General features: G+C 70.7%; 20 protein-coding genes and 1 pseudogene. All 21 read right to left on the bottom strand.

Going from position 1 to position 9493, the window contains the following annotated elements; all coding sequences use genetic code 11:
* Positions 1-26: 26 nt before the first annotated feature.
* Positions 27-245 (bottom strand): 50S ribosomal protein L30, encoded by a 219-nt coding sequence (gene rpmD, locus VGZ23_17375; GenBank protein HEV2359364.1) that lies wholly within the window; start codon positions 243-245, stop codon positions 27-29.
* The gene (gene rpsE / locus VGZ23_17380; GenBank protein HEV2359365.1) at positions 227-853 is read right to left on the bottom strand and encodes a 30S ribosomal protein S5; all 627 of its coding nucleotides are present in this window, start codon (positions 851-853) and stop codon (positions 227-229) included. The genes rpmD and rpsE overlap by 19 nt, the downstream gene beginning before the upstream one ends.
* A 28-nt stretch (positions 854-881) precedes the next feature.
* Positions 882-1250, bottom strand: coding sequence for a 50S ribosomal protein L18 (gene rplR / locus VGZ23_17385; GenBank protein HEV2359366.1), 369 nt, complete (start codon positions 1248-1250; stop codon positions 882-884).
* 18 nt (positions 1251-1268) lie between these two features.
* Entirely contained in the window at positions 1269-1862 is a 594-nt protein-coding gene (rplF, locus tag VGZ23_17390; GenBank protein HEV2359367.1) for a 50S ribosomal protein L6, read from the bottom strand.
* Positions 1863-1872: 10 nt separating this feature from the next.
* Complete coding sequence (gene rpsH, locus VGZ23_17395; protein HEV2359368.1) at positions 1873-2265, bottom strand: 30S ribosomal protein S8; 393 nt, start codon at positions 2263-2265, stop codon at positions 1873-1875.
* Positions 2266-2349: 84 nt separating this feature from the next.
* Positions 2350-2535 (bottom strand): type Z 30S ribosomal protein S14, encoded by a 186-nt coding sequence (locus tag VGZ23_17400; protein ID HEV2359369.1) that lies wholly within the window; start codon positions 2533-2535, stop codon positions 2350-2352.
* Between the two features lie 3 nt (positions 2536-2538).
* On the bottom strand, positions 2539-3099 hold the full coding sequence (gene rplE / locus VGZ23_17405; GenBank protein ID HEV2359370.1) for a 50S ribosomal protein L5: 561 nt from the start codon (positions 3097-3099) through the stop codon (positions 2539-2541).
* 2 nt (positions 3100-3101) lie between these two features.
* Positions 3102-3455 (bottom strand): 50S ribosomal protein L24, encoded by a 354-nt coding sequence (gene rplX, locus VGZ23_17410; GenBank protein HEV2359371.1) that lies wholly within the window; start codon positions 3453-3455, stop codon positions 3102-3104.
* Positions 3455-3823, bottom strand: coding sequence for a 50S ribosomal protein L14 (rplN, locus tag VGZ23_17415; GenBank protein ID HEV2359372.1), 369 nt, complete (start codon positions 3821-3823; stop codon positions 3455-3457). Before rplN ends, rplX begins: the two co-directional genes overlap by 1 nt.
* Before the next feature lie 13 nt (positions 3824-3836).
* Positions 3837-4130 (bottom strand): 30S ribosomal protein S17, encoded by a 294-nt coding sequence (gene rpsQ, locus VGZ23_17420; GenBank protein HEV2359373.1) that lies wholly within the window; start codon positions 4128-4130, stop codon positions 3837-3839.
* Positions 4127-4336, bottom strand: a complete 210-nt coding sequence (gene rpmC / locus VGZ23_17425; protein HEV2359374.1) for a 50S ribosomal protein L29 — start codon at positions 4334-4336, stop codon at positions 4127-4129. Before rpmC ends, rpsQ begins: the two co-directional genes overlap by 4 nt.
* Positions 4336-4809, bottom strand: a complete 474-nt coding sequence (rplP, locus tag VGZ23_17430; GenBank protein HEV2359375.1) for a 50S ribosomal protein L16 — start codon at positions 4807-4809, stop codon at positions 4336-4338. Before rplP ends, rpmC begins: the two co-directional genes overlap by 1 nt.
* Positions 4778-5542 carry a 30S ribosomal protein S3 gene (gene rpsC, locus VGZ23_17435; GenBank protein ID HEV2359376.1) on the bottom strand — a complete coding sequence of 255 codons (765 nt, stop codon included), beginning with the start codon at positions 5540-5542 and terminating at the stop codon, positions 4778-4780. The genes rplP and rpsC overlap by 32 nt, the downstream gene beginning before the upstream one ends.
* A 54-nt stretch (positions 5543-5596) precedes the next feature.
* The gene (gene rplV / locus VGZ23_17440) at positions 5597-5929 is read right to left on the bottom strand and encodes a 50S ribosomal protein L22 (GenBank protein HEV2359377.1); all 333 of its coding nucleotides are present in this window, start codon (positions 5927-5929) and stop codon (positions 5597-5599) included.
* Positions 5930-6014: 85 nt separating this feature from the next.
* Positions 6015-6296 (bottom strand): annotated as a pseudogene (rpsS, locus tag VGZ23_17445) (30S ribosomal protein S19).
* A 1-nt stretch (position 6297) separates the two neighbouring features.
* Positions 6298-7122 carry a 50S ribosomal protein L2 gene (rplB, locus tag VGZ23_17450; protein ID HEV2359378.1) on the bottom strand — a complete coding sequence of 275 codons (825 nt, stop codon included), beginning with the start codon at positions 7120-7122 and terminating at the stop codon, positions 6298-6300.
* Positions 7123-7216: 94 nt separating this feature from the next.
* Positions 7217-7534 carry a 50S ribosomal protein L23 gene (rplW, locus tag VGZ23_17455; protein ID HEV2359379.1) on the bottom strand — a complete coding sequence of 106 codons (318 nt, stop codon included), beginning with the start codon at positions 7532-7534 and terminating at the stop codon, positions 7217-7219.
* Positions 7531-8235, bottom strand: a complete 705-nt coding sequence (rplD, locus tag VGZ23_17460) for a 50S ribosomal protein L4 (protein HEV2359380.1) — start codon at positions 8233-8235, stop codon at positions 7531-7533. The genes rplW and rplD overlap by 4 nt, the downstream gene beginning before the upstream one ends.
* 14 nt (positions 8236-8249) lie before the next feature.
* Positions 8250-8948 (bottom strand): 50S ribosomal protein L3, encoded by a 699-nt coding sequence (rplC, locus tag VGZ23_17465; protein ID HEV2359381.1) that lies wholly within the window; start codon positions 8946-8948, stop codon positions 8250-8252.
* A 35-nt stretch (positions 8949-8983) separates the two neighbouring features.
* Positions 8984-9289, bottom strand: a complete 306-nt coding sequence (gene rpsJ, locus VGZ23_17470; GenBank protein ID HEV2359382.1) for a 30S ribosomal protein S10 — start codon at positions 9287-9289, stop codon at positions 8984-8986.
* A 74-nt stretch (positions 9290-9363) separates the two neighbouring features.
* Positions 9364-9493: elongation factor Tu (tuf, locus tag VGZ23_17475; protein ID HEV2359383.1), on the bottom strand; the 130-nt coding region annotated here is incomplete at its 5' end.

Raw genomic sequence — 9493 nt, forward strand, 5'->3', positions numbered from 1 at the left:
GGCGCGCGCCGTGGGCCGGCCGGAGATCACCCAGTCCGACCATGCTCCACCTCTTCGACCGACACCAGATGCTGGATCTTGCGGACGGCCCCTGCGAGCTGGGGGGTCTCGGCGTGCACGCGGCTCGCGCCGATCCGGCGCAGCCCGAGCGCCATCGCCGTGCGGCGCTGATCGGCCGGCCAGCCGATCAGGCTGCGGCGGAGCGTCACACGCACCCGGCTCCCGGCTATACGCTCGTCTGCCACTGCGCCGCCCTCCGTCCCAACAGGTCTTCCACGGACTTGCGCCGCGTGCGCGCCACCTCCGAGGGCAGCCGGATGTCCAGCAGCCCCTTGAGCGTCGCCCGCGCCTGATTGATCGGATTGTTGCTGCCGAGCGACTTCGTCAGAATGTCCCGGACGCCGGCGGCCTCGAGCACCGCGCGCACCGGCCCGCCCGCGATGACGCCCGTGCCGGGCGCGGCCGGCTTCAACAGCACCCGCGCCGCCCCATAGACGGAAAGGATCTCATGCGGGATCGAGGCACCGGCCAGCGAGACGCCCATGAGACTCTTACGGGCCTCCTCCGTGCCCTTCCGGATCGCGTCCGGCACCTCCGCGGCCTTGCCGAGCCCGAGGCCGACGTGGCCGTGCTCATCGCCCACCACCACGAGCGCGCTGAAGTTGAAGCGCTTCGCGCCCTTGGTCACCTTGGCGACCCGGTTGATCCAGATCGCCTTTTCCGTCGTCAGGTTGACGTCGTCGGCCTTGACCCGCCGGTGCAGATACTCGAGGTCCGCCGGCTTCTGCGCCGGCGGCGCCTCGATCTTGCGAGGTTTCTTGCCCCGCCCCTTACCCTTGACGAACCGCGGCATTCCGTCCCTCCGCCTCTTCTCGCTCGAGTTAGAATTCCAGCCCGCCTTCGCGGGCGCCGTCGGCGACGGCCTTCACCCTGCCGTGATACAGATATCCGCCCCGGTCGAACACGACCCGGCTCACGCCGTGCTCTTTGGCCCGGCGGGCCACCAGCTGCCCGACCAGCTTGCCGGCCTCGGCCTTCTTCACCCCGGCGGCCTGCGTGCGGATCTCCGGGTCGAGGCTCGACGCCGCGGCCAGCGTCCGGCCGGCCTGGTCGTCGACCACCTGCGCGTAGATGTGCGCCACGCTGCGGAACACGGACAGCCGGGGCCGCGCCGGCGTCCCCCGCACCCCGCGCCGGATCCGGAGATGGCGGCGCTGGCGCGACTCGTTGCGGCTCTTGCGCTTGATCATGGTTGGCTCCCCCGCCGGCTATGCCTTGGCGCCGCCCGCGCCGGCGGCCGCCTTCCCGGCCTTGCCGGCCTTGCGCCGGACCCGCTCCCCGGCGTAGCGGACGCCCTTGCCCTTGTACGGATCCGGCTTTCGGAGCGCGCGGATGCCGGCGGCCATCTGGCCGACCGCCTCCTTGTCGATGCCCGAGACCACGATCCGGTTCGGCGCCGGCGCGTCCAGGGTGATCCCGTCCGGCGGATCGAGCTCCACGGGATGCGAGAATCCGAGCTGCAGCGAGAGTTTCTTCCCCTGCTTCTGGGCGCGGTAGCCGACACCCTGGATCTCCAGCTGCACCTCGTACCCTTGGGTGACGCCCCGCACCATGTTGGCGATCAGCGCCCGGGTCAGGCCGTGGAGCGCCCGGTGAAACCGGTCGTCGGTCGGCCGCGACACGGTGATGCGCCGGCCTGCCCCGGCGGGGGATCCCGGCGCGTCCGCGACGGCGACCGCGATGTCGGGGTGGACGGTCCGTTCCAACGCCCCCTTCGGCCCCTTGACCCGCACCGTCCGGTCGGTGACCGCCACGTCGACGCCGGCAGGAATCACAATCGGTTGTCTGCCTACCCGTGACATGCTCGGCTCCTCACCAGATGAAGCACAGGATCTCGCCGCCGACGCCGGCGCGCCGGGCGTCGCGGTCGGTCATGATCCCGCGCGACGTCGAGAGAATTGCGACCCCGAGGCCGCCCCGCACCCGCGGAATCTCGGTCCGGCGCCGGTACACCCGGAGCCCCGGCCGGCTGATCCGCCGGAGCCCGGTGATGACGCCGGTCTTGCGCTCGCCGTACCGCAGTTGGAGCCGCAACTGGTGCGGGGCCTTCTTGTCCAGCTCGAAATCCGCGATGAAGCCCTCGTTCTTGAGGATCTTCGCGATTTCGACTTTCATCCGCGAGGGCGGCAGCAGCACCGTGTCGTGCCGCGCGGTCATCGCGTTCCGGATGCGCGTCAGCATATCCGCGATGGGATCCGTAATCACACCCACTCCGTCACCTCATCAAAACGCGTCGGTCAGCGCCGCCTCGGACCCAGTTCCGCCTGGATCAACGGCTCGATCCGCAGTTCACCAGCTGGCTTTGACCACGCCGGGGATCTCGCCCTTGTGGGCGAGGGTCCGCAGGCAGATCCGGCACAGGCCAAATTTCCGGAAGACCGCGCGCGGGCGGCCGCACAGCCGGCACCGGCTGTAGCGCCGGACTTTGAACTTGACCGGCCTCCGCCACTTGTTCAGCAGCGCCTTCTTCGGCATCCGTTAAGCACCCCCGGCGGGAGCGGCCTCGCGGAACGGCAACCCGAGGCCGCGCAGCAGCTCCCGCGCCTCCTCGTCGGTCCGCGCCGTCGTCACGATGGCGATATCCATCCCGCGGATCTTCTCGACCTTGTCGTACTCGATCTCCGGGAAGATGAGCTGTTCCCGGATCCCGATGTTCATGCCGCCGCGTCCGTCGAACGACCGGGCCGGGATCCCTTTGAAGTCCTTGATCCGCGGCAGGCTGATGTTGAAGAGCTTGTCGAGGAACTCGTACATCCGCTCCCCCCGCAGCGTCACCTTGCAGCCGATCGGGTTGCCCGTGCGCAGCTTGAACGCCGCGATCGACCGCCGGGCCCGCGCGATCACCGGCCGCTGCCCGCTGATCTGCGTCAGCTCCTCGACCGACTTGTCGAGATGCCGCTGGTCCTGCAGGGCATCCGCCACGCGCATGTTGATGACGACCTTCTCGACCTTGGGCACCTGCATTACGCTGCGGTACCCGAAGCGCTTCCGCAGTTGCGGGACGACGTCCGTCTTGTACCGTTCACGCATCCGTGCCATGGCTACTTGTCGATGACCTCGCCGCAGTGGCGGCACACCCGCACCTTGCCGCCGTCGTCGAGCACGCGGTGCCCGAACCGCACCGCCCGCCCGCAGCGCGGGCAGACCAGCATCGCCTTGCCCGCGGGAAACGCCAGTTCTTTTTCCACGATGCCGCCCGCGGGCATCTTCTCGGTCGGCTTAGTGTGGCGTTTCGCCACCATCACCGCCTCGACGATGATCCGCCCCTCGTCCGGAAGGACGCGCAGCACCTTGCCCCGCTTGCCGCGGTACTTGCCGGTGATCACTTCGACCGTGTCGCCCCGCCGGACGTGCACCCGCGCAGTTCGTCCCGCGCGAGACGGGATCGACGCCATTACAGCACCTCCGGCGCAAGCGAGATGATCTTCATGAACTGCCGTTCGCGCAGCTCCCGCGCCACCGGCCCGAAGATTCGGGTCCCGCGCGGGTTGTTCTGATCGGTGATCAGCACCGCGGCGTTGTCGTCGAACCGGATCGCCGAGCCGTCGGGCCGGCGCGTCGGCTGCACCGTGCGCACCACGACGGCCTTCACGACCTCGCCCTTCTTGACGGCGCTGTTCGGAATGGCCTGTTTGACCGTGGCGACGATCACGTCGCCGACGGCCGCGTAGCGGCGCCGGGACCCGCCGTACACCCGGATGCACATGATCTCGCGCGCCCCCGTGTTGTCGGCGACCCTGAGGCGGGTGTAGTTCTGTATCATCGTGCCCTCGCCATCATCGCGCCTTTTCCACCACCCGGACGACCCGCCAGCGCTTGTCCTTGCTGAGGGGCCGCGTCTCCGCGATCAGGACCGTGTCGCCCACGTGCGCGTCGCCGCGCTCGTCATGCGCCTTGTACCGCGCGGTGTGCTGCACGATCTTCTTGTACACGGGATGACGCCCGCGCCGCGATACCTCGACGACGACGGTCTTCTGCATCTTGTCGCTCACCACGCGCCCCGTCCGCGTCTTGCGGATCCCCCGGGCCGCGCCGGCGGCTCCCCCAAGGGGGGCGTGCATCTCGTTCATTGCCGGCCTCCAGGCAGGGCGCCGAGCGCGCGCGCCCGCAGTTCGGTCAGGAGCCGGGCGACCGTCCGCCGCGTCCCCGCGATCCGTGCCGGCTGCAGCAGCTTGCCCGAGGCCCGCTGCAGCCGCAGCGTGAAGAGCTCCTGCCGCGCGTCCGCGAGCCGCTTGTTGAGTTCCGCCTCGGTCAGGTCGCGCATCGACTCCGCCATTACGCCTGTCCTCCCGCCGCCGGTCCGGCGGCGCCGGCGGCCGCCCGCGCGCCGATCTCGCCGATCTCGTCGCGCAGCACGAACCGCGTCGGGATCGGCAGTTTGTGTCCCGCGAGGATCATCGCCTCGCGTGCGACCGCTTCGCTCACCCCGCCCAGTTCGAACAGCACCCGGCCGGGCTTCACGACCGCGGCCCAGAGTTCCGGATTGCCCTTGCCGCTGCCCATCCGGGTCTCGGCCGGCTTCTTCGTGACCGGATGATCCGGGAACACCCGAATCCACAGCTTGCCGCCGCGCTTGATGTACCGCGTGATCGCGCGCCGCGCCGCCTCGATCTGCTGCGCGGTGACCCACGCGCGGTCCTGCGCCTGCAGCCCGAACTCCCCGAAGGCGACGGCCGCCCCGGTGTGGGCCTCGCCGCGCATCCGGCCGCGGTGGGCCTTACGGAACTTGACCCTCTTGGGCATCAACATTCGCGTCCGGCCTCCTCTGCTGCACGGTCACCCGCGGCTGCCGCGACGGCAGCACGACCGTGTCCGACGCACGGGTCCGTCCCTCCGTGCCGGGCGCGCGCCGCCGCTCCGGCAGCACGTCGCCCCGATATATCCACACTTTCACGCCGATCCGGCCGTAGGTCGTCAGCGCCTCGGCCACGCCGAAGTCGATGTCCGCCCGCAGCGTCTGGAGGGGCACCCGGCCCTCCCGGTACCACTCGTACCGCGCGATCTCGGCGCCGGCCAGACGGCCGCTGCACGAGATGCGGATGCCCTTCGCCCCGCTGCGCAGGCTCCGGGCCACAGCCTGCTTCATGGCCCGCCGGTACGCGATGCGCCGCTCGAGCTGGCCCGCCACGTTCTGGGCAACGAGGGCCGCCTCGAGCTCGGCCCGCCGGATCTCCTGGACGTTCAACTGGATCGCCTTGCCGGTCGACGCCTCCAGCTCTTTCTTGAGGGCGTCGATCCCGGTCCCGCCCCGGCCGATGATGATGCCGGGCCGCGCCGAATGGATCGTGATGCGGACGCGGTTGGCCGCCCGCTCGATCTCGATCCGGGAGATGCCGGCGCGCCCCATCTTCTTCTTGATGGCGGCCCGGAGCTTCTGATCTTCCTCGATCAGCTCGGGGAAGTTCTTTTCGGCGTACCACTTGGACTCCCAGTCCTTGATGATGCCGAGCCTCAGGCCGATCGGGTGGATCTTCTGCCCCACGGCGTCCCTCCGCGAAGCCGGCGCATCTCGCCGGCTAGTCCCCTTGCGGGGTTACTACTCATCCGCCACGATCACGGTAATGTGACTGCTGCGCTTCTTGATCACGTCCGCCCGGCCGCGGGCGCGGGCCTGCATCCGCCGCTGGCTCGGACCGCTGTCGACGTACGCTCGCCGGACCCGCAGGGCGTCCCGCGCGAGCTCCAAGTTGTGCTCGGCGTTGGCCGCGGCCGACGCCACCACCTTGGCGACCGCGTGCGCCGCCCGGTTCGGCGTGAACCGCAGCACGGCCAGCGCCTCGTCCACGGCCTTGCCGGTGATGAGCGCCGTCACCGGCCGCACCTTCCGCGGCGCGATGCGCACGTACCGCGCGACCGCCTTGGCTTCCATCAGTCCGCCCCCCTCACTCCGCGCGTCACGACGACGCCGGCGGCGTGGCCGGCGCCGCCGGGGCCGCGCCGCCCGGCGGGAGCGGGCGCACGGTGGTCGTCTTCTCGACCCGCACGCCGTGGCTCTTGAACGTCCGCGTCGCGGCAAACTCGCCGAGCTTGTGCCCGACCATGTTTTCGGTCACGTACACCGGCACGTGCTTGCGCCCGTCGTACACGGCGATCGTGTGGCCGACCATGTCCGGCAGGATCGTCGACCGGCGCGACCACGTCCGGATCACGCGGCGCTCGCGCGTCCGGTTGAGGGCGTCGATCTTCACCTGCAGGTGCTCGTCGACGAACGGTCCCTTCTTGAGCGACCGGCCCATCCTAGCTCCTCCGCTTGATGATGAACTTGTCGCTCGGCTTGGTCTTGCGCGTCTTGTAGCCGAGCGTCGGCTTGCCCCACGGCGTGACCGGGCCCGGCATGCCGATCGGCGATTTGCCCTCGCCGCCCCCATGAGGGTGGCTGCTCGGGTCCATGACCACGCCCCGCACATGCGGCCGGCGCCGGAGCCACCGGGTGCGCCCGGCCTTGCCGATGCTGACCGCCTCGTGCTCGAGGTTGCCGACCTGGCCGATCGTCGCCCGGCAGTCGATGTGGACCATGCGCACCTCGCCGGAGGGCAGCCGCACCTGCGCGTAGTCGCCTTCCTTGGCCATGACCTGGGCCGCCGCGCCGGCGCTCCGGACCAGCTGCCCGCCGCGGCCCATCTGCAACTCGAGGTTGTGCACGGTCGTGCCGACCGGGATCGCCCGCAGCGGCAGGTTGTTCCCCGGCCGGATCTCCGCGTCCGGCCCGGAGGCGACGACGTCGCCGACCCCGAGCCCCACCGGCGCCAGGATGTACCGCTTCTCGCCGTCCCGGTAGTGCAGGAGCGCGATCCGCGCGGAGCGGTTCGGATCGTACTCGATCTCGGCCACGCGCGCGGCGATCCCATCCTTGTTGCGCTTAAAATCGATGATGCGGTACCGCCGCTTGTGGCCGCCGCCGCGGTGCCGTACCGTCACACGGCCCTGGCCGTTCCGGCCGGCCCGGTTCAGGAGCGGCTCGACGAGCGCCCGCTCGGGCGACGTCCGCGTAATCTCCTCGAACGTCGTCACCGTCATGAACCGGCGACCGGGCGTGACCGGCTTGAACTTTTTGATGCCCATGCGTCAGGCCTCCGTTCGCGCCGGGGGCACCGGCGCCATCGTTGCGTGGCGCCCGTGGAGCCTGCCCATCGTCATCGCGGCCGGCCCCCGGCCATCACGTCAGCTTCTCGATGTCGATCTTGTCGCCCGCGGCGAGCGTGACGATCGCCTTGCGGTACCCGGCCTCGCGGTAGTGGTGCTGGCCCCGCCGCCGCGCCCGTCCCGGAATCCGGATGACGTTGACCTTTGTGACGTGTACGTTGAAGAGCCGCTGCACCGCGTCCCGGATCACCGGCTTCGCCGATCCGGGATCGATTTCAAAGGTGTACTTGTTGATCGCCGTCCCGCGCATGCTCTTCTCCGTGACGATCGGCCGCCGGATGACGGCGCGCGGATCGGCCTGCCCGTCCGGGCCGCGACCGTGCGGGCTCATGACGGAAGGCCCTCCACCAGCCGCTCGAGCGCTTCCCGCGTGAACACGATCCGGTCGGCGGCGAGAATCGCATGCACGTTGAGGGCGGCGGCCGCGACGACGCGCAGGCCCGGCAGGTTGCCGGCGGACCGCTCGACGACCTCGCTCGGCGCCGGCGTCACCAGCAGCACCGCTTCGGGCCTGCGGCGCGGGCCGGAGGTGACCTGTCCGAGCCCCCGCAGCGCCGCCGCGAGCGTACGGGTCTTCGGGCGGTCGAGGTCGAGACGGTCGAGCACGGCGATCCGCCCCTCCGCGGCGCGCGCCGACAGCGCCGACCGGAGGGCGAGCCGCCGGACCTTCTTCGGCAGGACGTACCGGTAGCTCCGCGGCCGCGGCCCGAAGGCGATCCCGCCGCCGCGGAAGACCGGCGCTCCCCGGGCCCCGTGCCGCGCGCGTCCGGTGCCCTTCTGCCGGTAGAGCTTGCGGGTGCTGCGCGAGACCATCCCGCGCGTGAGCGTCGCGTGTGTGCCGCGGTGCCGGCCGGCCAGCTGCCAGCGAACGGCTTCGTACAGCGCCGGCGTGTGCGGCGTCAGGCCGAAAATCGCCGCGGCCAACTCCACTTCGCCCACGACCTTGCCCTCGCCGTCGTACACGGTCGACATTCGCGTCGTGAACCCCGGCGTGATCGTCGAGCGGCGTCCGCGAGGCAGGGCGTCTCTCATCGCCGACTCCCGGCTCATGCGCGGGCTCCCTTCGCCGCCCTCGCCCCCGTGCCCGGGGGCAGGCCCGGAGCCGCCGCCCCCCCGGACGTGCTCCGCAGCAGCACGACCGCGCCGCGCGGGCCCGGGACCGCGCCCCGGATCAGGATCACGTTGCGCTCGAGATCGACCGACACGACGCGCAGCCCCTTCACGGTCGTGCGCGCGCCACCGAGCCGGCCGGGCATGCGCTTGCCCTTCCACACCCGCGCGATGTTGCTCGACCCGATGCTGCCGACGGCGCGGTGCATCAGGCTGACGCCGTGCGAATCCCGCTGCCCGCCGAAATTGTGCCGCTTCATCGCGCCCGCAAAGCCCTTGCCCTTGCTGACCCCGCTCACATCCACGCGGGCGCCCTCGCTGAAGACGTCCGCGCGGACGGCCTGCCCCACTTCGAAGGTCTCGCCGGCCCCGAGACGCACCTCGCGAACGACGCGCATCGGCGCCAGCCCGCGCTTCGTGAAGACGCCGCGGTACGGCTTCTGCGGCGCGCGGGTGCGGGGCTTGGCCGGGAGCGGATCGAAGCCGAGCTGGACGGCGGCGTACCCTTCGCGCGCCGGCGTGCGCACCCCGACGATAACGCAGGGCCCCGCCTCGACGACGGTGACCGGCACCACGTTGCCGGCCGCGTCGAAGATCTGGGTCATGCCGAGTTTTCGTCCGAGAATCGCTGCCATCGTGCCTCGCTCCCCGTCAAAACGCGTCGGTCAGCTTACAGCTTGATCTCGATGTCGACGCCGGCCGGCAGATCGAGGTGCATCAGGGCGTCGACGGTCTTGGGCGTCGGCTCGAGGATGTCGATCAGGCGCTTGTGCGTCCGCAGCTCGAAGTGCTCCATCGACTCCTTATCGATGTGCGGAGACCGGATCACGCAGTACACGTTGCGGTCGGTCGGGAGCGGCACAGGCCCGGAGATGCGCGCACCGGTCCGCCGAACCGTGTCCACGATCTTTTCCGCGGACTGGTCGAGCACCTTATGATCGTAGGCCTTGAGCTTGATTCGGATCTTCTGCGCCATTCGCCGCTCCTTTAGTTCCGACGCCAGCGCATCCCGCTGGCTGGTCCCGCCACGCGGGGCGGTCGCGGTGGCCATTAGGCGAGGATCTTGGCGACCACGCCGGCCCCGACCGTCCGGCCGCCCTCCCGCACCGCGAACCGCTGCCCTTCCTCCAGCGCAATCGGGGTGATCAGCGCCCCCTCGATCGTCACGTTGTCCCCCGGC

It is taken from the genome of bacterium (assembly GCA_035945995.1).
Taxonomy (GTDB): domain Bacteria; phylum Sysuimicrobiota; class Sysuimicrobiia; order Sysuimicrobiales; family Segetimicrobiaceae; genus DASSJF01.